Below are 22,976 nucleotides of genomic sequence, written 5' to 3'. Positions count from 1 at the left end.
GTGTAATCAAAGAAGTATTATTTATGTCAGATATCTTTTTTTTCGACTCATTTGCAAAAGGGAAACAAAATAAAAAAGTTTCCAAAAGCTTGGAATGCGTCATCTATACAAGGGTTAGTAGTAAAGAGCAGGCTGATAATTTAAGCCTGGGAACCCAATTGAAGGCATGTATGCTATACGCAGAGAAATTTGGGTTTAATATTGCCGCTCAGTTTGGAGGAACCTATGAAAGTGCTGAAAACGATGAGAGAAAGCAATTTACCGCTATGCTTTCTTTTGTGAAAAAATTCAAAGGAAAAATATCTTCTATTTTAGTGTACAGCCTGGAAAGGTTTTCAAGAAATGATAACTCAATCTGGCTAAGCGGGGAGTTGAGGCGTTTAGGGATAGAAATAATTTCCGTAACACAACCTATTGATACCTCGAGTGCTTCGGGTCAGATGCAACAAAAGTTGTTGTTCCTGTTTGGCGAGTTTGATAATCAATTGAGAAAGCAAAAATGTAGTGCAGGTATCAAGGAAATGTTACTGCGTGGTGATTGGCCGACTAGTCCCCCATTGGGATTTGAAATAGACAGGTCGAAGAATAAAAGACAGATTGTTATAAATGCCAAAGGAAGGCTCATTCGCCAGGCCTTTGAGTGGAAAGGCTATGAAAATGTGTCGAATGAGGTGATTCGGGATAGGTTGGCTCAGAGAGGACTTAAATTGATTCATCAGCGTATATCAGAAATTTTTAGAAATCCTTTTTATTGTGGCTTAATGGTGCATAATATGTTAGAGGGTCAGGTTGTTGTCGGTAATCATGAAAAATTGGTCAGCAGGGAACTTTTTTTAAAAGTTAATGGCATACTTGATAAGGTATCTCATGGTTTTTCTCTCAATGAAGAAAATGTACATATCCCTTTAAAACGCTTTATGATATGTGCCGAATGTGAGAAGCCCTTGAGCGGCTATCTCAACCGCAAAAAGAATATCTATTATTATAAGTGTAAAACCAAAGCATGTTGTAATAACAAGAATGCAGACTCTCTTAATTCCAGATTTGCAGAAATCCTCGATTTCTTTAAGATTGATATTGCCAGGGAATACATCGAACTATTGGTTGAGCAGGTTGCTGCAACATTTAACCAGCTGACCCAAAATAAGCAGGAGGATCTTTTAGAGTTGGAAAACAACCACCGGGAAATAAAGAGGAAAGTAGAACGATTAGAGGAGAGGTATATTGAAGAAGATCTCAGTCAGGAGCTTTACAAAAAATATCACGAGAAGTATTCAGAAGAAAAAAAGGAAATTGAGCGGAATTTGCTTGTCCTCTCAAGTAAAAGTTCGAACCTAGTAAAATGTGTTAGGTTGGCGATAGATTATGCCACTCAGCTACCTTTAAACTGGCTTTCTGGGGACTATCACACCAAGCAACAACTGCAAGCATTACTGTTCCCTAGTGGTATGAGTTACGATAAGAAAAACGATAAAGTTCGAACCAGTGAGATAAATTTAGTCTTTTTGTATATTGCTCATTTTCAGCAAATTATGCTTAAAAAGGAAAGAGGCATACCAGAATTAAATCTGAATTATGCCTCTTTCGCCGATTCGGTAGCGGGGAGCAGGATCGAACTGCCGACCTCAGGGTTATGAATCCTGCGCTCTAACCATCTGAGCTACCCCGCCGGGTTCAAATATTTATGTTATATTACAAATATTTGCTTGGTTATTTTTTGGAGTTGCAAATATAGAATAAATTACCTTTCTTTAGAAAAATAAAATAAAAAAAGTAGTCCGGAATTTTATTCTGGTAATGAATTAACATGGCAGATAAGAAAAAATTCACACTTGAGTACGAAGTTAAATCGTCACCACGAATACTGTATAGTTTTATAAGTGAGCCAAATGGCTTATCGCAATGGTTTGCCGATGATGTTAATTTTCGCGATCAGGTTTATACTTTTACCTGGGATGATGAAACACAAAAAGCAAAGCTTGTTTCTATAAAAGAGAATAAGCTTGTTAAATTTAAATGGCTTGATGATGAGCCTCAGTGCTATTTCGAAATGGAAATTGTTCAGGATGAACTAACGAATGATGTTGCACTTTCCATAACCGATTTCTCGACGGATGAATTGCTTGCAGAAAAAAAATTAATCTGGGATAACCAGATTGATTATCTGATAAGCGTTTTAGGTGCATAATATTTCTCTCCTTTGTTTACCTTTGTAAGGTGAAAAAGATACATCTTTTAGTAATTAAAACATTTATAAGGCCATTTATTGCCACTTTCTTTGTGGTCATGTTTATCCTTTTGATGTTTTTTCTCTTTAAATATGTAGATGATTTAATAGGAAAAGGTTTCGAATGGTATACCATTCTCGAATTAATGTACTATCAATCGATGGTTCAAATTTCTATGGCGCTTCCGCTTTCCGTATTACTTTCCTCAATCATGACTTTTGGCACGCTGGGCGAAAACTATGAACTTGTTGCCATAAAATCAGCTGGTATATCACTCCAAAAAGCAATGCAGCCATTGGTTGTGCTCATTCTCTGCCTTACGGTAAGTTCTTTCGTTTTCTCTAATTACATTTTACCAAAAGCAAACCTCAAGTTTTATTCCTTAATGTACGATGTGCGGAATAAGAAGCTCGCATTCCTGATTAAGCCGGGCGTTTTTAATAACAGTATTCCCGATTATTCTATTCGTGTGGATAGTAAAAACGAGGACGGGAAAATGTTCGGAATCATGATTTACGATCATAAAGGAACAAATGGCATCCCAAAGGTGATTTTAGCCAAAGAAGGCGAAATGACCAAATCCAGTGATGGTAAGTTTTTAATTTTTAACCTGAAAGATGGTGTAACGTACGAAGAACAGCCGAGTAGCAGTGGCATTTATAATCCCCGGCAAATCATGTACCGGAGCAGGTTTAAAGAAACGAAACCGAAATTCAGCATGGAATCATTCGATATGCAAAAAACGGATCAGGGTGCTTTCGGTAATAGTACAGTAATGCTTAACCTTAAGGGTATCGTTAGAAAGAGAGATTCCCTTTCAAAACAGATGGATACTTTGTATCGGAATACTGGCCGAAGTTTAGGTAATAATTTTAAGCAAAGCAACACCACATTGGGTTATACCAAACTGAAGGTTTCGCCGAAAAACATCGATGATAATATTTTAAAGAGTATTCCTAATGGTTCAAGATTGCTAAGCGTTCAAAATGCTGCCAACACGATATCAGTAATTACCCAAAGTTTGGCCAATAGTGTTCCGCGACAGGAAGATTTAAAAGGTGAAATTATCTTTACCAGTGTAGAATACCAGCGCAAATTCACCCTTGCGGCATCGTGTGTACTGCTATTTTTCATAGGTGCACCGCTGGGTGCCATCATCAGAAAAGGAGGCATGGGTTTGCCGGTTGTAATTGCCATTTCGTTTTTCCTGGTTTACCATATTGTTACTACCGTGGCCGAAAAATCAGCCCGCGAAGGCTCAATTAATCCAGTGTTCGGGATGTGGATAGCATTTATAATTCTGACGCCTTTAGCGGTGTTTTTAACCTATAAAGCTACGGCCGATTCTGCTTTGTTTGATGTTAACCAGTATAAGCAGTTTTTTATCAAGCTTTTTAGAATTAAGCAGCAATAAGGAGGCGCTTTTCCTTTACTTCCAGATGATATATTCTTAAAAAATTTGCTTAAGAAGATTGTACCTTTGTACTCATTAATAGCGAGTTTCCCGTTAATTATTTTTTAATTTTCAGCTGTTAATCTATTCTAATAACAGAAATGCAAACAAAACTAAATAGCATACAAGAGGCCATTGAAGACATCAAAGCCGGAAAAGTTATAATCGTTGTAGACGACGAAGACAGAGAAAATGAAGGCGACTTCTTAACGGCCGCTGAAAATGCAACGCCCGAAGTAATCAACTTTATGGCAACTTATGGGCGGGGTTTAATCTGTGCGCCATTAACGGAAGAACGTTGCGATGAGCTAAACCTGAATTTAATGGTTGGCAAAAATACGGCTGCTTACGAAACTAATTTTACTGTTTCAGTTGATTTGGTTGGACACGGTTGCACAACCGGTATTTCTGCAAGCGATCGTTCCAAAACCATGTTGGCTTTAGTAAATCCTGATACCAATCCGGATGAACTTGGTCGCCCAGGCCATATTTTCCCGTTAAGGGCTAAAGCTGGTGGTGTTATCCGCCGTGCCGGCCATACCGAGGCAGCGGTAGATTTGGCAAGGTTGGCTGGTATGAGGCCTGCAGGTGTGTTAGTAGAGATTTTAAAGGAAGATGGTGAAATGGCCCGTTTACCCGATCTATTTAAAATTGCAGAGCAACACCAGCTCAAAATTATTTCTATTGAAGATTTAATTGCCTACCGGTTGGGCATCGATAGCCTGGTTAAACAGGAGGTTACTATAGATTTGCCGACAGCCTGGGGCGATTTTAAAATGACTGCCTATACGCAGCTTGATAACAATGCCACCCACCTTGCAATATCAAAAGGGGAGTGGAAAGAAGGCGAACCAATTCTTGCCCGGGTGCACAGCTCATGTGTAACCGGCGATATTTTCGGCTCATGCAGATGCGACTGTGGTCCACAGCTACACAAAGCTTTGGAAATGATACAAAAAGAGGGCAAGGGAGTTGTGGTGTATATGAATCAGGAAGGGCGTGGTATCGGACTTATTAATAAGTTGCGCTCTTATAACCTGCAAGATGCAGGTTTTGATACGGTGGAAGCGAACATAAAGCTTGGCTTTAAAGGTGATGAACGGGATTACGGTGTGGGTGCACAGATTCTCAGATCGCAAGGCGTAACTAAAATGCGCCTGATGAGCAATAATCCTACTAAACGTGCCGGCTTAATTGGTTACGGTTTAGAAATCGTAGAAAACATTCCGATAGAAATTGAGAGTAATGTACATAATGAACGTTATCTTAAAACCAAAAGAGATAAAATGGGTCACTCCATTATGAAGGGTTAATTCTTGCAATGCCACATACCAAAAAAGCAATCTTTCTTTCGGAAGGTTGCTTTTTTTATGATTGTAATCTCAACATTAAAACCGTTTTCTGTTTATCTTTTTGGGTTATTTTTTCTATCGTTAATAATCGCTTCTTTGCTTATCGATTTGTTTGTTTTAACCGGTTGCTCGGCTTGTTTCTTACGTAAGTTTCTACGGTAGCTGCCTGTAATTTTTTGAAGAAATTCTTTAAATGTATCAAACTGCTGGGTGTAAACCAATCCAACAGAGGTTACATTGGCTGTTGCGCTAATGCCGCTATTTAAGAAGATACTTTGCTGGGTTGGTGGCTTGTTTGCAAGCTTGCCGGTTAAACTTCCGTCTTTTTTAATCAGGAATAATGCCTCTACCTCGCTACCAACGTTGTTTTTCGAGAAATCGATTACTGTAAAGTCATTTAAACTGTTTCTATCAACAATACCTGCATTTACAATTAATCTATCATTAAAGAATTTGAATGACGCATTTGCTTCGCTTAACGACTTTACGTTTAAATCAACAAAATTCAGGTTTAAAGATGATAGTACGTTGTTAAACTGATTAAATACCAACTCTGTTGCCGTGCTTGATACACTGGAACCAAGTTGCTTGCCGATGGACTCGCCACCATTCCCAGGAGCGAAACTTCTCCTGATAATTAAACTGAAAGCCTGGAGATTTAAATTATTCTGATCACTTAAGTAGGTTTGTAGCTCTTCTTTAATTGCCGGGTTTGCAGGGAAATTTATGTCGAGTTTGATATCTGGCTGTAAAAGTAAGCCTGTAAGTCCCATCTCTACCTCCGTGTTTACCCGTTGGTTTGCGTTCGCACTGGCATCTCTGTTCGCCGCTTTAAATAACTCGTTCAAACTGGCTCTTAAAGCATATACAGCTTTCAAATTTATTTGGGCCGCTGTCGGGTTGCCCGTCCACCTGATGGTTCCGCCCTGGCGTATTTCAAATTTCTTGTTAATAACCTCCTGAGCTGTAAAATCAAAGCTTCCGCTCTCGATAATATAATCGCCAGACATTTCAAAATCGCCCAGACTATTGATGTTTAAGTTCAGTTCGGCATTTCCTTTTCCACTTAAATTACCCAATGTGGTGTAAATATTAGCGGTAGTATTTGGGTCGATCGTTAGCTTAAAGGTTAGTGTTAAGCCTTCAAAACTGGTTGTTTTTTTCACAACCTTTGCCGAATCTCTACTTATAAAATTGATGAAATCTTTATCGGAAACGGTTTCAGAACTATTAAGTGGCAGATTAAATACTGTTCCCTTTTCTGTTTTCGCTTTAATTTCGATTTTCATTTTACTGGTCGGCCCGATAAACTTAAAAACCCCGGTTCCATAAGCCCGCCCGTAATAAACAGAGTTGTCTTTAGCAGTAGTATTCAACGCCATAAAACTTTGCGCATTAACTGTTACGTTCAATGTTGGGTCGTCTATATTGTTTAAATCCACCGATCCGTTTGCAGTGGCTTCATGCCCTTCGAGATCGGCGAGTTTAAAGTCTTCCAGCCTGATAACGCTATTATTCACCTGAACCTCATCGGTAATTACATAAGTGGTTTTAAGGTAGTTCACAGTAAGTTGTCCCTTGTTAAGCGATAATGTTCCGTTAATTTTCGGATTATCTAACTTACCTTTCACAGTTAAATCTGATGAAACATTACCTTTCAGGTTCGATACCAGCGTTTTTACGAAAGGCTCAAAAATCGTCAGTTTGCTATCATCCATTTTCACCTGTAAATCGATGTCTTTTTCTTTCAGGTCTAAATTACCGGTCAGTTTAAAAGTTTCAGAATCGTCGGCCATAATCCTGGTATAAACATTTACTTTGTTCTGTGCGCTGTTAAATGTCGATGTATCTGTAAGGGTTCCGATGTAGATGTCGTTAAAGTTTAGCGAATCGATTTTTACATCGTCATTAACTCTTGGCCCTTTCAAAATGCCATATAAATCGGTTTTGCCGTTTACTTTTCCACCAAGCTTAACGCCAAAGCCTTTTGTAAAAGGATTTAAGGTTCGAAGGTTAAAGTCTTTAAAACCAACCTGAAGTAAATCTTTTGGGTCGTCTGATAGCCAGCCATCAACGGTAATCTGTTGCGGCCCATTTGTTAAATCGAAATTTTTAATTTCTGTTCTTCCATTATTTAAAATGATGCGGACTTTTTCCTGTATGCGCCATTCCTCGTTATTGATTTTTAGAATTGAGGGTAAAACACTTAATCTGGCTGCGGTATCCTGGTTTTTAGTAAACTCAACCAGGCCGTTTAAATCGAGCTGATTGTCTTCCAAAGCGCTCGACATTTTCAAGTTAAAGGCCAAACTATCACTTCTTAAAATATTAGAGATGTTCACGTCTTTGATAAAAAGACTGTCGTTAAGCTGAACTCTGTCAGAGGTGATGTTTAACTGTAACTGTTGAGGTGTTGTATTTTCATCAACAATTATATTATTTACAACGATGCCCTGGTATTTTAAATTCTTAATGAAACCATTTAGCGTTGCGGTATTGTTTCTCGAGTCGAAGTTTCCAACAAAATTAGCACCCTCTGCTAATTCCAGGCCTGGCGAAATCAGTTGCGCCAAGGGTTCGAATTTTTTAACTTTTAAATTAAACTGAAAAATTTGGTCGTTATACTTGTAAATCTTTGTTTGAAAAGACGGTACATAAGTCTTTGCAATCGCCTTGTAATAGGAGCCGATGGAATTTAAATCGTACTTGCCACTAATACTTGCATCAAGGATGTCTGATTTAATTGTTAAATTCCGGCCAACGCCAACTCCGTTTGCAGTGAGTTCTACCGAATCGATGCTGTACGTTCCTTTTGGATTTTTTAAGGTTATCTCCTGAATCCGCAACTTTCCTTCAATGTTGTTTAGGTCGGTACCCGAGAAATTGGTCGTAAATTTAGCATCAACACGTAAGGAATCTTTAAGCAAATGCAAGGCTTTCAGTTTTGCGCCAAAAATACTAGCCCTAAAATTGAACACTGGCAGTTTAGGATTCAAATTAACGCCGCCATCAAAATTTAGCTTAATGTTTTTATCGTTTATACTTAGTTTACCATCGAAATACTTTTTGTCGAATGTGCCGTCAATTTTAACATTGCGGTAGCGGTAATTATTAAAATCTATATAATCGACTTTTCCATTTAATTTTTCTGTTAACTGCTTTAATTCCGTACCTCTTCCTTTAACATATAGTGATGATGTTATTTTGCCGAGGCTTTTTTCATCGATTAAATTGCCCAGGTTGAAATCGTATGTTTTTACATTTCCAGAATAAGAAGGAACATCGTTCTTATCAATTTTCATGTTCACGTCAGATACAATTCTTCCAAGCTTCGTTTTAAATTCGCCGTAGGCAATGAAGTCATTTTGAAATCCTGTGAAACTTCCGTTAAAGTTTATGTTGCCGAACTTGCTAACTATCTTTGGAACCAACTTCTTGTTTTTTCCTGTAATTCCGGCAAGTACTTCATCGAGGTCATTTTTATTCGTTCCCGCCATTTCAATTTTCAAATCCATGAACGTTTCTTCCCACTTAGGCAAACCTTTAATGATGAAATCTCCCTTTATGTAGGTTGCCTTTCCCGATTTTATAGAAAGTTTTTTGGCCCGAAGGTTATTTACCAATCCAGAAATTTGTCCGTCTACATCGATATCAAGCTTCATCTTGTTCATTTCCGGAGCGAAGAATGCAATATCTTTGGAAGTGAGGTGGCTATCTTTAAATATAGCCTTCATGCGAACGTTATCTATATAATGATTAAAGTCTCTGAAGGTTTTAAACTTCATCTGATAGTAGTTCGTTAACCGGCTCTGGTTGGTAACAAGCAAAAGATTTTTGAGCTCTATCGCGTTAGAATCAACTGTTGTTTCGGCGGTAAGGTTTTTTAAATAAAAACCACTTCGTTCTTTAAGGGTAAGGTTTTTTACGTTGGTTTTGAAGAGGTGATTTTTGGTGTCTAAGCCTTCTAAAATTACGCTTAAATCTTTTACGTCAACATTGTCAAAATTTACACTTTTACCCTGGCTTAAATCCTTTCCCTTGAAGTTTTTATACTTAAAGTTTAGCTTATTGATGATAATTCTGCCGAAGGAAATTTTGTAAGGCTTTTTATTCGGATCTTTTACACTTGGCTTACCAGAATCAAAGTAATTTATAATAAAATCGAGGTTAGAAGAATTATCTTTGAAATCTTTTAAAAAGAAGGTTCCGTTGTTAATTTGAACAGTGTTTATATCGATAATCTTTTTTTTGATGGATAACTGGCTTATATCAACCATGAATGCTGGTGTACTTAAAAGCGTGTCTTTTTGCAAATCGAGCACGAGCAAATCTTCGAGCACGATAGATTTGAAAGGCTTAATGTACAAGCTTTTAATTGATACGGTGGTATTAAGCTCCTTTGCAAGGTAAGCGGCAGCTTTTTGTGCAAAATAAGTTTGAACAGACTTAAATTGCAGTGAAAAAACAAGTAGCGAGAGCAGCAAAATTATTGATGCAATTACCCAAAGGAGTATTTTAAATAGTTTTTTAATAATTTTGCAGCTTAAATAAAAATAATTTGTCTGTTATACTTGCTATCGAGTCTTCCTGCGATGATACGTCAGTCGCTATTTGTAACAACGGCAAAATTACGGCCAATGTTATTGCAAACCAAACAATTCATCAAAATTATGGTGGCGTAATCCCTGAATTAGCTTCAAGGGTACATCAGCAAAATATTGTACCTGCGGTAGACCAAGCTTTAAAAAATGCGAATGTTACAAAACAGGACATAAATGCTGTTGCTTTTACCCGCGGACCAGGTTTATTGGGTTCACTTTTAGTGGGTGTATCATTCGCAAAATCTTTTGCTTTAGCCCTAAATCTACCGTTAATTTCTGTCAATCATATGCATGCACATATATTGGCACACTTTATTGAAGATCCGAAGCCGAAATTTCCATTTTTATGTTTAACAGTTTCTGGTGGCCACACTCAAATTGTGCTTGTTAAAGACTATTTTGATATGGAAATTGTTGGCGAAACTTTGGATGATGCCGCCGGTGAAGCGTTTGATAAAACTGCAAAGATTCTTCAGTTGCCTTATCCGGGCGGGCCACTTATTGATAAACATGCGCAACTAGGTAATGCCAAAGCCTTTAAATTTGCAGAACCAAAAATCGATGATTTGAATTTCAGTTTTAGTGGCTTCAAAACCTCAATTTTATATTTTATAAGAAAGCAGGAAAAAGAGAATCCAGATTTTATTGCCGAAAATTTAAATGATATTTGTGCGTCGGTTCAATTCAGCATTATTCAAATTTTAATGGATAAATTGAAAAAAGCTGCAAAACAATACGAGATAAGAGAAATTGCAATTGCTGGCGGTGTTTCTGCAAACTCAGGGTTGAGAAATACTTTACAGGATTTGGCGGTTCAGTTAGGTTGGAATGTATACCTCCCGGCATTTCAATATTGTACCGACAATGCCGGAATGATTGCCATTGCCGGTTATCATAAATATTTAAACCAGGATTTTGTGGAACAGAACGTTTCGCCAATGGCAAGGATGGAGTTTTAAAAACGCAAGGTAGTTTGAAGGTTTAACAATAGAATCAAAGGCATAAAAATTCAGTACTGAGTTTATTTTTGCCTAGCGGTAAATTTGTAGAAACCTTGAACTGAATATTTTAGTTTGATAATTAATTTTTATATGACAGGAGCATCATTAGTTTTTTGGATAGTTTGTGCAATTCCGCTAATCGGGATTTTATATTATCTGATTAGAAAAGACAAAAATAAACTGAAGGGCAGTTGGGGCGTAATTATTCTGGGTGCTTTATTAATTGCCGCAATACTGGTAATTGTTTACGTAACTAAAGATTTTAATGCAATTTTTAGCCAGGATGGCAATTAGAAGCTTATTATATAATAGAAAAACCCCCAAACTGATTAATTTTGAGGGTTTTTCTCGTTATTGCGAAACTATTTTTCTTCTAGCTTGTCGCCGGTTACTTCAGCTTTAATTTTAACTTCCAGTTCCTCAGCTAATTCAGGATTATCACTCAAAAGTTGCTTAACAGCATCTCTTCCTTGTCCTAATTTTGTATCACCATAAGAATACCAAGAGCCGGCTTTCTTAATAATGCCAAAATCAACACCTAAATCAACAATTTCACCATTTTTAGAGATTCCTTCGCCAAACATTACATCAAACTCTGCAATACGGAAAGGCGGAGCAACTTTATTTTTAACGATTTTAACCTTAACTCGGTTACCAGAAACTTCATCAGAATCTTTAATTTGAGAAATACGACGAATATCTAAACGCACAGATGCGTAAAATTTCAATGCGTTACCACCGGTTGTTGTTTCAGGGTTACCGAACATTACGCCAATTTTATCACGCAATTGGTTAATAAAAATACAGCAACATCCGGTTTTTGAAATTGTACCTGTTAATTTACGTAGTGCTTGACTCATTAAACGGGCGTGTAAACCCATTTTGCTGTCGCCCATTTCACCTTCAATTTCACTTTTAGGAACCAATGCAGCAACAGAGTCAATCACAATAACATCAATAGCGCCTGAACGGATAAGGTTATCGGCAATTTCCAGCGCCTGCTCACCATTATCTGGCTGCGAAATCAATAAATTATCCGTATCAACACCTAGTTTCTTAGCATAGAACTGATCGAATGCGTGCTCTGCATCGATAAATGCTGCAATGCCACCTTTTTTCTGCGCTTCCGCAATTATGTGTGTTGCCAAGGTTGTTTTACCAGAAGATTCAGGACCATAAATCTCAATTACTCTTCCTTTTGGAATACCACCAATGCCTAAAGCGATATCCAAACTGATAGAACCTGTTGATATAAAATCAATTGGTTCAATAGCGGTATCGCCAAGTTTCATTATGGTACCTTTACCATAAGATTTTTCTAATTTATCCAGCGTTAACTGTAGGGCTTTTAATTTATCAGGATTTGCGCTTGCCATGTTTTATTATGATTTGATTTCGTAAATATAATCGAATTGTCGGCTATTATCTGCTTATGTTTATAACTTGCAATACTAAAATATTTAGCTAAGTTAATGGTTTTTTAGCTAATGTCAATAGTAAATTTGAAATAATTTAAGGCAGGTGTTTTTCACGTTCATTTCTAGCCTGCAAACGCTCAAAATACCTGCACATGTAGGTAATTTCACAAACTTCACATTTCGGGCTCCTGGCTACGCAAACGTACCGGCCGTGTAGAATAAGCCAATGGTGGGCGATATGTATATCTTGTTGCGGAAGATTTTTTACCAGGTCTTTTTCCACCGCCAACGGGGTTTTTCCGTTGGTTAACCCCAGGCGGTTTGCTACGCGAAAAACGTGCGTATCTACCGCCATTGCAGGCGCATTATAAATAACAGATGCGATAACATTTGCCGTTTTGCGCCCCACACCCGGCATTTTCTGCAAATCATCAATCTCGGCAGGAACAACCTCGTTAAACTCGTTTACCAATATATTGGCCATGCCCACCAGGTGTTTGGCCTTATTATTCGGATAGCTTATACTTTTTATATAATCAAAAACGATATCTGGCGTAGCTTCTGCAAGGCTTTTTGCATTAGGGAACCGCAAAAAAAGCGATGGCGTAACCATGTTAACACGTTTATCGGTGCACTGGGCCGATAATATTACTGCAACCAAAAGCTGGTAGGGATTGTTATAATGCAATTCGGTTTCGGCATCGGGCTGTTTTGCCGAGAAATGTTTTACGAAAAGTTGATACCGTTCTTTTTTTAGCATCTGCAAATATAGCGAGCAGATTTATAACCAATGATTTTTATTAGGAAATCAAAATGCGGGTACTTTTTAACGGGCAGTCCCGCTTTCTGCTTCAATCTTTTCAACTTCTGTTGTGCCTCTTTTGCTGCACTTTAGCTGGCAATGTTAACAGGTTCTTTTTTCGGCAGAAGTTTAAAAGTATTTTCGCTTCAATCTGGTTTATAAGTCAAAACCTGTAATCAGCAGCTAAAGCCCAAATGCGAAAACCTATTCTAGGTTATTCGCATTAATTGCAGAAGCTGTAGTTTCTAAACCTGATGGCAGCGGCAGCCCGAGCATTTTTCTGCGAGGCTACAGCGAACAGCAGGGCGAACATTTCTTAGAGGCGAAGGCCGTTCATTTGCAAATGATAATTAATGAAATGATGGCGCCGGAACCTTAACTTTTTCTGTTATTTCTTGTTTGCTTTTAATTAACCAAAAGGCAAAAAATGCGCCAATCAAAGCCATTGCAGCCCCAACATAGGCTGGAGCGGTGTAATCGAAACCATAAACCAATGGTAAGCCTCCAAAAAACGCACCCAAAGCATTGCCAATATTAAAACTCGCCTGACTTGCAGATGCGGCAAGCATTTCTGATCCTTTAGCCGACTGGATCATCAGCATTTGTATCGGAGCTGCCAGGGCAAAAGAAATAGCGCCGGTAATGAATGTCATTATCAATGCCAGGGGTTGATTTGCTGATACAAAATGGACAATTGTTAACGTTACCACCATGGTTAACAGCAATGCTGCCGATGCTTTTGCGGGTGAAAATTTATCGGCTAATAAGCCACCGATATAATTACCTACCATCATGCCAAAGCCTGCAAGCATAAGTATGTAAGTTACGGCGTTTGGCGAAAAGCCGGCAACATCCGTCATTAATGGTGCAATGTAGCTGTACCAGGTAAATAATCCGCCGGTTCCGATTGAAATCATGAAGATAATTATCCAGGCTTCCTGTTTTTTGAAGAAGCTCAATTCTGCTTTTAAGTCTCTGTTTTTAGTCGCCTCTAAAGCAGGTAACCATAACTTGAGGCTTAACAAAGTAATAAGACCTACTAAAACGACCACCGCGAAGGAGATTCGCCATGAAAAATTGTGTCCGATGAAAGTTCCGAGCGGAACGCCTACAATGTTTGCGATGGTTAAACCCATAAACATTAATGAAACTGCCTGTGCAGCTTTTCCTTTTTGTGCAATGCGACTTGCTACAACCGAGCCTACACCGAAAAATGCACCATGTGGCAAGCCAGAAAGTAACCTCGCAATAAAAAGTGTGTTAAAAGTAGGGGCAAAGGCCGAAAACGCATTAAATACTGTAAACATAACCATCAAAGCAATTAATATCTTCTTTGGTGGATATTTACCTGCAATCATAATTAACAGTGGCGCACCGATTACAACGCCCAGTGCGTACGCTGATATTAAATGGCCGGCCTGAGGAATGGTAACGTTTAAATCTTTAGATATATCTGGCAATAAGCCCATCATCACAAACTCTGTAATGCCGATGCCAAGGCCACCAAGTGTTAAGGGAATTAAATTCTTGTTCATAAAGTGCTTAGTGTTAAAATTACACTAAGCAAAGGTATGAGTTTGCAATAATGTTTTTGTAATTATTGTGTAAATGAAGCACATAAAAAAAGCTGCCTCAATTTTTGGGGCAGCTTTTGGCTCTTGTAAAATTACTTCTTTTTGCTGTAGGCTAATATCCTGTTGATTGAATCATCCGAAGGATTTTTAATCAGCCCATCTAACTTACTTTTGATTTGATCATAAAATAAGTCAATTTCCGCATCAGAATCATTATCAGTTATCGACTGAAACATGTTTTGGGTAGGTAAATTTACATTTGTTTTTGATGTAGAGGTTTTTGTCATAAGCAACTAAATGTTTTTGTTTTATAAACTTAACGATAGTTGAGATGCTTTATTTCAATCGAAAAAACATTTTGTGTAATATTTAAGTTACCCTTTGTAAGTCATTTCCTTAGTTTTAAGCATCTTGCGGAGGTTACTTAATGCATACCTCATTCTACCTAATGCTGTATTGATACTCACATCAGTTAAATCTGCTATTTCTTTAAAGCTTAAATCTGCGTAGTGACGCATTAAAAGCACTTCTTTCTGCTCATCTGGTAGTAAATGAATCATTGCTTTTAAATCTTTATGAGTTTGGTCGCGGAGCATTTTATCCTCTGCACTTTCATCATAAAAGTGCAGCATGTTGAATACGTCCATGCCATCAGAACTGGTAATAATTGGCGTTCTTTTTTCTTTTCTGAAGTAATCGATAACTAAATTATGGGCTATACGCATTACCCATGGCAAAAATTTGCCTTCTTCATTGTATCGCCCGGAGCGCAGGGTGTTAATTACCTTTATAAATGCATCCTGAAAAATATCTTCCGCAAGATATTGGTCTTTAACCAATAAATATATAGAAGTATAAATCTTGCTTTTATGTCGGCGTAAAAGTTCCTGCAATCCATTCTCGTTCCCGGCAACGTATAACTTTACCAGGTCCTGATCATTATATGATTGTAAATTCATAGGTTTACCTACACTAAATCCCGTACTATTTGCTAAAAATTAATTTGTAGAAGTTTAATTTCTATAGCTGCTCTCCTATGTTTTTTGAATGTGTTAGTTTGGTTTTGAGGTTGTTAATATTCAAAGAAAGTGTTTTTTTTATCAAAAAGCAAAAAATAAAATGTTAAAAAATAAATTAACCACCTCAGTACGCTATTTTTGTATATTATTTATAAAACACTAATTATCCTAAAAAGGTTATATTCCATATCTGTTATATTTCATGAGCAAAAAAGAAGCCGAAAAAGATCCGCATAAAAATATTATTATAAAAGGTGCCCGTGTGCACAACCTTAAAAATATAGATGTTGCAATTCCGAAAAATAAATTAGTTGTTGTAACAGGTATGTCGGGCTCGGGAAAATCTTCGCTTGCTTTCGATACTTTATATGCTGAAGGACAGCGACGTTATGTAGAGAGTCTTTCTAGTTACGCCCGTCAGTTTATGGGTAGAATGAATAAACCTGATGTGGACTACATTAAAGGTATAGCGCCGGCAATCGCAATCGAGCAAAAAGTAATTACCTCAAATCCCCGGTCTACCGTAGGTACATCAACAGAAATTTATGATTATTTAAAGCTGCTTTTTTCCAGAATTGGCAAAACAATATCTCCTGTATCAGGAAAAGAAGTAAAAAAAGATTCGGTTAGTACGGTTGTTGATTTTGTTGGCGCCTTGCCGGCAGATACCACGGTGACTATTTTTTGCCCACTTTACCCACACAATAACAGAACCATTAAAGAAGAACTTGCTATCCTTTTACAAAAAGGCTTTTTACGAGTATTAATGGATGGCAAAATTTTAAAAATTGAATCCGTGCTGGATGATGCTGACTTTAAAGATGCTGAACTAACAAATGATGAAACGGTGCAGATTCTTATAGACAGGATTGTAAGTAGTACCGATGAAGAGACTTTGAGCCGCCTTGCAGATTCTGTGCAAACCGCATTTTTTGAAGGTAAGGGCGATTGTTATGTGGAAGCCGAAGGTAAAACCAAACATTTTAGCGACAGGTTTGAACTTGATGGCATGCGTTTCGAGGAGCCAACCCCAAATTTCTTCTCTTTCAATAATCCTTACGGCGCCTGTAAACGTTGTGAAGGATATGGCAATGTAATTGGAATTGACGAAGATTTAGTTGTTCCTGATAAAAGCAAGAGTGTTTATGATAATGCAATAGCGCCATGGCGTGGTGAAAAAATGAGCGTTTGGTTGCAAAACTTTATAAAAGTTGCGCCAAAATTTGATTTTCCGATCCATCGGTCTTACAGTGCGTTAACAGAAAAAGAGCAACGCCTGCTTTGGACAGGTAATAAATATTTCGCCGGTTTGGATGCTTTTTTCAAAGAGCTGGAAGAGCAGACCTATAAAATTCAGTACCGGGTAATGTTATCCCGTTATCGCGGTAAAACAACCTGCCCTGATTGTAAGGGTTCTCGTTTGCGTAAAGATGCTTCTTATGTAAAAATCGCAGATAAATCCATTATCGACGTAGTTTTAATGCCTCTATCTAAAGCTTTGGTTTTTTTCAATGACTTAAAGCTTAATGCAAATGATGCTAAAATTGCCAAACGCCTGCTTGCGGAAATCGATAATCGTTTTCTTTATTTAAACAATGTTGGCTTGGGTTATTTAACGTTGAATCGTTTATCAAATACTTTATCAGGTGGCGAATCGCAACGAATAAACCTGGCGACTTCGCTAGGCAGTAGCTTAGTGGGTTCTATTTACGTACTGGACGAGCCGAGCATTGGCTTGCATCCCCGCGACACAAATAAACTTATTGAGGTGCTTATCTCTCTCAGGAATGTTGGCAATACCGTGTTGGTTGTGGAGCATGAAGAAGAAATGATGCGTGCTGCCGATTACATTATAGATATTGGTCCGGAGGCAGGTACTCATGGTGGTAACCTGGTTTTTAGTGGCAATTACGAAGAAATTTTAAAAGATAAAAAAAGTTTAACGGGAAGGTATTTATCTGGCGAGGAAAAAATTGCCATTCCTGAAAAACGTCGTAAATGGAAAGACCATGTTCTTATTAAAGGCGCAAGGGAAAATAACCTTCAGAACATTGATGTTAAGTTTCCTTTAGGGGTTTTTACTGCCGTAAGTGGCGTTTCCGGTTCTGGAAAAACCAGTCTCGTTAAAAAGATTTTGTATCCGGCGCTGCAAAAGGCAATAGGCAATTATGCAGGCGAACAAACCGGAACTTACGATGGTATTTTCGGTAATTATGATTTGGTAAGCGCCGTTGAAATGGTCGACCAAAACCCTATAGGGCGCTCCAGTCGCTCAAATCCGGTTACTTATGTTAAAGCATGGGATGACATAAGGGCATTATTTTCTGGTTTAGCAGCAGCAAAGGCGGCGGGACTTAAACCGGCAGCTTTTTCTTTTAATGTGGAGGGTGGCCGTTGTGATGTTTGCCAGGGCGAAGGCGAAGTGAAAATTGAAATGCAGTTTATGGCCGATATTTATTTGCCTTGCGAAGCCTGCGGAGGCAAACGCTTTAAACAGCAGGTTTTGGACGTTACTTATAAGGAGAAAAATGTATCCGAAATTCTGGATATGACCATTGATGATGCGGTCGAGTTTTTTAAGGATGAACAGAAAATTTTAAACAAGCTTAATCCATTGGTTGATGTAGGTTTAGGCTATGTTCATTTGGGGCAGTCATCCAACACATTATCTGGCGGAGAAGCCCAGCGAATTAAACTTGCATCTTTTCTAATTAAAGGTAACAATGCCAACAAAACCTTGTTCATTTTTGATGAACCGACAACAGGTTTGCATTTTCACGACATTAAAAAACTGCTTAAGGCCTTAAATACCTTAATAGAACAAGGAAATACAATTCTGGTTATTGAGCACAATATGGACATGATTAAGTGTGCAGATTGGGTCATAGACATCGGTCCGGAAGGGGGCGACGGTGGTGGGCAGCTTGTTTTCGAAGGCATACCTGAAGACCTGGTTAATGAGAAAAGTTCATACACCGGGAAATATTTAGCATCGCATTTGAATTTAAATCCATAATTTCGGCAATGCTACTTATAACGTTCTTCATTGGCATTTTACTCAATGCAATGGGTTACATTCCTCCCGGGAATATTAACCTTACTGTAGCGCAGCTGGCCATAAATAAAGGCATGCGGCAGGTTTGGTATTTTATCCTTTCTTTTTCGTGTGTGGAAATTTGCTTCACCTTCGGTATGATGCGCTTTGCCCGCTGGGCAATGAGCGACATTAACCCAAACGCAGCAGTAAGCGAGGTAAGACTTGGTACCCTGGTGGATTGCTTTATGATTGTTATGTTTATTGTTATGGGCACAATAACGTGGGTTAACCGCAAAAAGGCGCCTAAAACAAGCAATAAAAAAGAAGATAAGCGCAGTGGCAGTGTTTTGTATGGATTAATACTTGGTGTTTTAAATCCCGTTCAGATACCTTTCTGGTTGTTTTTTGGAAATTATGTAATTCTACACGAGTGGATAAAAACCGACTATTTATCGCTAATTATTTTTAGTATTGGTTCTGGTTTTGGCTCAGCCCTGGCCCTGTACGTTTATGCGCATTTTGCAACTTTTATTCAGGAGAAGTTTGCGTTGAGTAGCTTGATCATTAATAAATCTATAGCGATATTTCTGTACGTATTGGCGCTTTATCTAATTGGAAAGCAATTGTTTATTATATTTTAGCGCATAATTTAAAGCCGGCTCAATTTGTTATAGAATAGTTTTTAAGGAATATCAGATTAGCAAAGTTACCGGATTTTTGTCAAAAATTCTACATTCCAAATCTTCTCGGCCTTCCTGCCAATTAGCCAGAATGAGGCTGCTAAAACAGCGAAAAACAAAGCTTTGTGCCAGCTATCCCAAAAGTATTCAAAATACCGTGTGTAAAGGTTTAAGAATAAAAACGTAATGCCAAATTCCCTTGCAACATCATCATGGTATTTCAGCCCAAATAAAGTGCTGGCAACGCAAACGGCCGCCGATGTTAAGGCCCAGTAGAAAAGACTCAATTGCCTTACGCTGTACCACTCTTCGAGGCTGGCGAAATTTCCGAATACGGATAAAGCCCATAATGCAACAAAGAGATAAACCATTCCGGCGATGTAGGTAACCTGAAAAAAATGCGCCAATTTTGGTTTTACTTTCATTATAAAAGACGCGGCAGTTAAGATTGCGCCAAATAAAACGAAACGCAATGGGTAGTTCATTCCAAGGAAATAGTAGTTCCATCGACTTAAATAGCCGGTTTCTGTCCCAAACCAGGCGCCTAACGAAATTAAGGCGAAAATCCAGATTAACCTTGAGTTAAAAATGTAGCCCAACACCCCATAAATAAATACAGATATCAAAATTAGAATGGAGAAGTTACCGGAGCCGTTATCTATCGCCTTTCCGAAATAAGCGATTGCGTTGGCTGTTAGCAAAATGGCAGAAAAAACAATCGCTTCGTTACTGAATTTTAAATGAGATAAGCTTTTCTTTCTTCGAAAACCTAAAATATAGAGCCAGGCGCCAAGGACGGCAGAAACGATTGCAATAACAATATTCGGGGTATCATAAACCCTTTTCAGGTAATTTAAAATAGAATTATCGATTAGTAATGAACCAAGTGCAATAAAACCACAAGCCAGGGCAACCCAAAATGCATATTGTGCAAGGCGGAGCCAATCGAAATTTTTAGCCTCGTAACTTTTGCGCAGTTTTTTTCCGGTTTCTTCGTCAATCAGACCGTCAGCTCTCCAGTGCTCAATCATATCATCCAGAAACTCGCTTTTTTCTTTATCAACTTTCATAGCCAGGTTTGTATACGAAGATATAAAATTAGTGTAAAGATAAAAGTGTTGGTTTCAAAGCACATTATCAAACTATATAACTTCTCTAATTTTTTTATTGTTACCAACAATCCAAATTACATCGCCATTATCGAAAATGAAATCGGATGACGGATTTAAAATCCTGTCGGCGCCACGTTCAATGCCAACAATTAAAGCCTGCGCTTTTTCCCGTATTCCAGCATTCCTAATGCTTAAACCATATACCGGAGAATCGGCATTTACAACAACTTTTTGCAGCGTCATTTCTTTATCGGGGAAGCTTTTTTCCTGTTCTGTTTCCGGAATATCTACTTCTAAAATAGCTTTGACGGCAGCGAGCTGGTCGTCAGCCCCGATTAATAATAACTTATCATTAGGGTAGAGTAGCTCATCCCGGCCGGGTGTTGGAATGTTGTTTCTGCCCCGCTCGATCATGGCAATATTAACTCCGTACTTCTCCCTAATCATTAAACTCGCCAATGTTTTGCCAACCACTTCCGATTCTGGCGACACGGTTAATTCGGCAAGGTGGGTATCCCAGGGCAAAATTGCTGGTTTTTGATTTTCCCGGGCATTTAAATTCAGCATAAAGCGTTTTTCGAGTTTGTCGTAAAACGACTGGAGTTTTCTTGAGAAAATTACCATACCCAAAACAATCATTGCCAGAGCAATTCCGGCAGCGATCCAGGTATCGAAAAACTCGTACATTAAAAATCCGACGAAGAAAATGCCCAAAGCAATCCTGAAGGCTTCGATGGCAATTAATGGTCCGCGGGTATATTTTTTGTTTAACCAGAGGTGCGAATATGCGGTTTTTTGAATTCTGCGGATGGATAACGCCCATAAAAATGGCGACATTAACACAAAAGAAACCACAACACTTATAATAATTGAGGTTAAGCTGTTGGCAATATTTTTAACGATAAATGGTTGCACATACCGATAAGCCAGGAAAATAATGGCAATAATTATGACCGAATGAATAATAGTATTGAAAATATACGAGCGTAAAAGTATTTTCCAATCGCTAAGGGTCGTAATTCCTTCCGTGCTCGAACTGTATCTCTCAATTCCGTCGAGCCATTTTTGTGGTAAATTTCTTTTCAAAAACTGATAAAATGGCTCAGAAAGCTTTATCAGATAAGGTGTTGTAAAAGTAGTAATGGCAGCTGCAGCAACGGCTATTGGGTACAGAAAATCGCTTGTAACTTTTAAGGTCAAGCCAAGCGATGCAATGATAAAAGAGAACTCTCCAATTTGAGCCAAACTCATTCCGGATTGTACCGATGTTTTAAGAGGCTGACCAGAAAGCAATGCCCCGAGAATGGTGAACAGTATTTTGCCGAGAATAATTACTGCCGTGGCAACAATAATTGGAACGGAATATTTAACCAACATGGCCGGATCTATTAACATACCAACTGATACGAAAAACACTGCTGCGAACAGGTCTTTTACAGACTTAGTGAGGTGTTCGATTCGTTCTGCCTGCGTGGTTTCTGCCAAAATTGAACCCATAATAAATGCACCGAGTGCGGGCGAAAAGCCAACCTTATCAGCCAGTAAAACCATTACCAGGCAAAGCGCCAATGAAACAACAAGCATCGTTTCATCATTCATCAATTTTTTTGTTGCTTTTAAGAAGGATGGCACTAAAAATATGCCTCCGAGAAACCAAAGCACAAGGAAAAATGCAAGTTTTAAGATTGAAAATAACATTTCCGTACCTGCCGATTGCTGGCTAACGGCTAAAGTTGAAAAAAGAACAAGTAACAAAATGGCAACCAAATCCTCAACAATTAAAACGCCGAAAACTAACCCGGCAAATTTTTTATGCTTTAAGCCAAGTTCTTCAAAGGCCTTTATGGTAATCATTGTTGATGAGATGGATAAAATCCCACCGAGGAATAAACTATCCATGTTTGACCAGCCCATTGCCTTCGCAACCAGATAACCGGCCAGAATAATAAAGAGCACTTTTACAATCGCTGTTATGGATGCGGAGCCACCTACTTTAACAAGTTTTTTAAAACTAAATTCTAAGCCCAGACTAAATAAAAGGAATATAACGCCGATTTCACCCCAAATATTGATGCTTTTGGTATCGGTAACTGATGGAAAAAAACTAAGGTGGGAGCCGACCAAAAGGCCTGCTAATATATAACCTAAAACTAATGGCTGTTTAATTTTTTTGAAGATAAGCGTGGTTATTCCTGCTGCTGCAAGAATTAAACCTAAATCGGCAATTAAATCTGGTAAATGCATTTATAAAAATTCGGAAAAATGGTAAAATATACAAAAGCCTGGCTTCTGCCAAGCGTAAGTTAACGCAGGAGCGGCATCATTGCGCTTTTATTGCAGATTATAACTACCAGAAAACGTGTTTCGGATAGAGCATTTTGAATAAACACCAATATTTAAAGCCTAACCGTTTAATGATAACTTTTGCATTGATATTTTTGTTCTTTAAAAAAAGAAATAAGAAAAATGAGAAGAGTATGAAAGGGGATTGCGCAAGCTTTAAGGCGCTATTGCTGATAAAATCTTTCTGCAAATGTTCATTTTCGCTACAAAAACCCGGATTAATTTTTACCGGTCGTTTTGGAGAAAATGAAACAACTTTTGAAGCGCTGTCAACGGCATTATTCTTTTTAAACTGCGAAGCGTAGCTTGCAGAATTAATAGAAAACAGCAGAAAAATAATGATGTAAAAAACCCTC

General features: G+C 38.2%; 16 protein-coding genes and 1 tRNA gene. 8 read left to right on the top strand and 9 right to left on the bottom strand.

From position 1 onward, the window contains the following. The first annotated feature begins 23 nt into the window (after positions 1–23). Complete coding sequence (locus tag AC0IWT_RS12135) at positions 24–1,637, top strand: recombinase family protein (RefSeq protein WP_471798499.1); 1,614 nt, start codon at positions 24–26, stop codon at positions 1,635–1,637. Here the strand turns inward: AC0IWT_RS12135 and AC0IWT_RS12130 are convergent. After that, positions 1,597–1,670 (bottom strand) — tRNA-Met (locus AC0IWT_RS12130). The two genes, AC0IWT_RS12135 and AC0IWT_RS12130, sit on opposite strands and share 41 nt — an antisense overlap. A gap of 137 nt (positions 1,671–1,807) precedes the next feature. Between AC0IWT_RS12130 and AC0IWT_RS12125 the strand changes: the two genes are divergently transcribed. The 3 genes from AC0IWT_RS12125 to AC0IWT_RS12115 all read left to right on the top strand — a co-directional run bounded on the left by AC0IWT_RS12125 (position 1,808) and on the right by AC0IWT_RS12115 (position 4,994). Beyond that, positions 1,808–2,188, top strand: a complete 381-nt coding sequence (locus tag AC0IWT_RS12125; RefSeq protein WP_056869919.1) for an START-like domain-containing protein — start codon at positions 1,808–1,810, stop codon at positions 2,186–2,188. Between the two features lie 29 nt (positions 2,189–2,217). Beyond that, complete coding sequence (locus AC0IWT_RS12120) at positions 2,218–3,642, top strand: LptF/LptG family permease (protein ID WP_471797400.1); 1,425 nt, start codon at positions 2,218–2,220, stop codon at positions 3,640–3,642. A gap of 140 nt (positions 3,643–3,782) precedes the next feature. Further along, positions 3,783–4,994 (top strand): bifunctional 3,4-dihydroxy-2-butanone-4-phosphate synthase/GTP cyclohydrolase II, encoded by a 1,212-nt coding sequence (locus AC0IWT_RS12115; protein WP_056869921.1) that lies wholly within the window; start codon positions 3,783–3,785, stop codon positions 4,992–4,994. Positions 4,995–5,086: 92 nt separating this feature from the next. On the opposite strand, the gene AC0IWT_RS12110 is transcribed toward AC0IWT_RS12115, so the two are convergent. Next, positions 5,087–9,517: a translocation/assembly module TamB domain-containing protein gene (locus tag AC0IWT_RS12110; protein WP_471797399.1), complete on the bottom strand. Its 4,431-nt coding sequence runs from the start codon at positions 9,515–9,517 to the stop codon at positions 5,087–5,089. 74 nt (positions 9,518–9,591) lie between these two features. Here AC0IWT_RS12110 and tsaD point away from each other — a divergent pair, with 74 nt between their 5' ends. Continuing rightward, the gene (tsaD, locus tag AC0IWT_RS12105) at positions 9,592–10,593 is read left to right on the top strand and encodes a tRNA (adenosine(37)-N6)-threonylcarbamoyltransferase complex transferase subunit TsaD (protein ID WP_471797398.1); all 1,002 of its coding nucleotides are present in this window, start codon (positions 9,592–9,594) and stop codon (positions 10,591–10,593) included. A gap of 132 nt (positions 10,594–10,725) precedes the next feature. Further along, positions 10,726–10,929 (top strand): hypothetical protein, encoded by a 204-nt coding sequence (locus AC0IWT_RS12100; protein WP_056869924.1) that lies wholly within the window; start codon positions 10,726–10,728, stop codon positions 10,927–10,929. Between the two features lie 68 nt (positions 10,930–10,997). Here the strand turns inward: AC0IWT_RS12100 and recA are convergent, their stop codons facing one another. The 5 genes from recA to AC0IWT_RS12075 form a co-directional block, all read right to left on the bottom strand. Then, the gene (gene recA, locus AC0IWT_RS12095) at positions 10,998–12,011 is read right to left on the bottom strand and encodes a recombinase RecA (RefSeq protein ID WP_056869925.1); all 1,014 of its coding nucleotides are present in this window, start codon (positions 12,009–12,011) and stop codon (positions 10,998–11,000) included. A gap of 136 nt (positions 12,012–12,147) precedes the next feature. Beyond that, positions 12,148–12,813 (bottom strand): endonuclease III, encoded by a 666-nt coding sequence (nth, locus tag AC0IWT_RS12090; RefSeq protein ID WP_471797397.1) that lies wholly within the window; start codon positions 12,811–12,813, stop codon positions 12,148–12,150. Positions 12,814–13,205: 392 nt separating this feature from the next. Beyond that, positions 13,206–14,390, bottom strand: coding sequence for an MFS transporter (locus AC0IWT_RS12085; RefSeq protein ID WP_471797396.1), 1,185 nt, complete (start codon positions 14,388–14,390; stop codon positions 13,206–13,208). A 131-nt stretch (positions 14,391–14,521) separates the two neighbouring features. Continuing rightward, a complete protein-coding gene (locus AC0IWT_RS12080) occupies positions 14,522–14,716 on the bottom strand; it encodes a hypothetical protein (RefSeq protein ID WP_056869928.1) in 195 nt (64 codons plus the stop codon). Positions 14,717–14,803: 87 nt separating this feature from the next. Then, positions 14,804–15,388 (bottom strand): RNA polymerase sigma factor, encoded by a 585-nt coding sequence (locus AC0IWT_RS12075; protein WP_056869929.1) that lies wholly within the window; start codon positions 15,386–15,388, stop codon positions 14,804–14,806. Positions 15,389–15,650: 262 nt separating this feature from the next. Here AC0IWT_RS12075 and uvrA point away from each other — a divergent pair, with 262 nt between their 5' ends. Together uvrA and AC0IWT_RS12065 are read left to right on the top strand one after the other, a co-directional pair. Next, on the top strand, positions 15,651–18,464 hold the full coding sequence (gene uvrA / locus AC0IWT_RS12070; RefSeq protein WP_471797395.1) for an excinuclease ABC subunit UvrA: 2,814 nt from the start codon (positions 15,651–15,653) through the stop codon (positions 18,462–18,464). 8 nt (positions 18,465–18,472) lie between these two features. Continuing rightward, positions 18,473–19,126, top strand: a complete 654-nt coding sequence (locus AC0IWT_RS12065) for a LysE family transporter (protein ID WP_056869931.1) — start codon at positions 18,473–18,475, stop codon at positions 19,124–19,126. 65 nt (positions 19,127–19,191) lie between these two features. Here the strand turns inward: AC0IWT_RS12065 and AC0IWT_RS12060 are convergent, their stop codons facing one another. Both AC0IWT_RS12060 and AC0IWT_RS12055 read right to left on the bottom strand, forming a co-directional pair. Continuing rightward, the gene (locus tag AC0IWT_RS12060; RefSeq protein ID WP_471797394.1) at positions 19,192–20,235 is read right to left on the bottom strand and encodes a DUF2157 domain-containing protein; all 1,044 of its coding nucleotides are present in this window, start codon (positions 20,233–20,235) and stop codon (positions 19,192–19,194) included. Positions 20,236–20,307: 72 nt separating this feature from the next. Continuing rightward, positions 20,308–22,521: a cation:proton antiporter domain-containing protein gene (locus AC0IWT_RS12055; protein WP_056869933.1), complete on the bottom strand. Its 2,214-nt coding sequence runs from the start codon at positions 22,519–22,521 to the stop codon at positions 20,308–20,310. Positions 22,522–22,976 lie beyond the last annotated feature (455 nt).

It is taken from the genome of Pedobacter sp. AC464, from assembly GCF_979253075.1.
Note: the sequence above shows the minus strand (reverse complement) of the source record. Positions and strands in the feature narration are given on the sequence as shown.

Excerpts from the sequence above, each read along its gene's own strand:
- AC0IWT_RS12100 (WP_056869924.1), top strand. The coding sequence starts at position 10,726 with ATGACAGGAGCATCATTAGTTTTTTGGATAGTTTGTGCAATTCCGCTA.
- AC0IWT_RS12065 (WP_056869931.1), top strand. The coding sequence starts at position 18,473 with ATGCTACTTATAACGTTCTTCATTGGCATTTTACTCAATGCAATGGGT.
- AC0IWT_RS12125 (WP_056869919.1), top strand. The coding sequence starts at position 1,808 with ATGGCAGATAAGAAAAAATTCACACTTGAGTACGAAGTTAAATCGTCA.
- nth (WP_471797397.1), bottom strand. The coding sequence starts at position 12,813 with ATGCTAAAAAAAGAACGGTATCAACTTTTCGTAAAACATTTCTCGGCA.
- AC0IWT_RS12055 (WP_056869933.1), bottom strand. The coding sequence starts at position 22,521 with ATGCATTTACCAGATTTAATTGCCGATTTAGGTTTAATTCTTGCAGCA.
- AC0IWT_RS12115 (WP_056869921.1), top strand. The coding sequence starts at position 3,783 with ATGCAAACAAAACTAAATAGCATACAAGAGGCCATTGAAGACATCAAA.
- uvrA (WP_471797395.1), top strand. The coding sequence starts at position 15,651 with ATGAGCAAAAAAGAAGCCGAAAAAGATCCGCATAAAAATATTATTATA.
- AC0IWT_RS12060 (WP_471797394.1), bottom strand. The coding sequence starts at position 20,235 with ATGAAAGTTGATAAAGAAAAAAGCGAGTTTCTGGATGATATGATTGAG.
- recA (WP_056869925.1), bottom strand. The coding sequence starts at position 12,011 with ATGGCAAGCGCAAATCCTGATAAATTAAAAGCCCTACAGTTAACGCTG.
- AC0IWT_RS12135 (WP_471798499.1), top strand. The coding sequence starts at position 24 with ATGTCAGATATCTTTTTTTTCGACTCATTTGCAAAAGGGAAACAAAAT.
- AC0IWT_RS12085 (WP_471797396.1), bottom strand. The coding sequence starts at position 14,390 with ATGAACAAGAATTTAATTCCCTTAACACTTGGTGGCCTTGGCATCGGC.
- AC0IWT_RS12075 (WP_056869929.1), bottom strand. The coding sequence starts at position 15,388 with ATGAATTTACAATCATATAATGATCAGGACCTGGTAAAGTTATACGTT.
- AC0IWT_RS12080 (WP_056869928.1), bottom strand. The coding sequence starts at position 14,716 with ATGACAAAAACCTCTACATCAAAAACAAATGTAAATTTACCTACCCAA.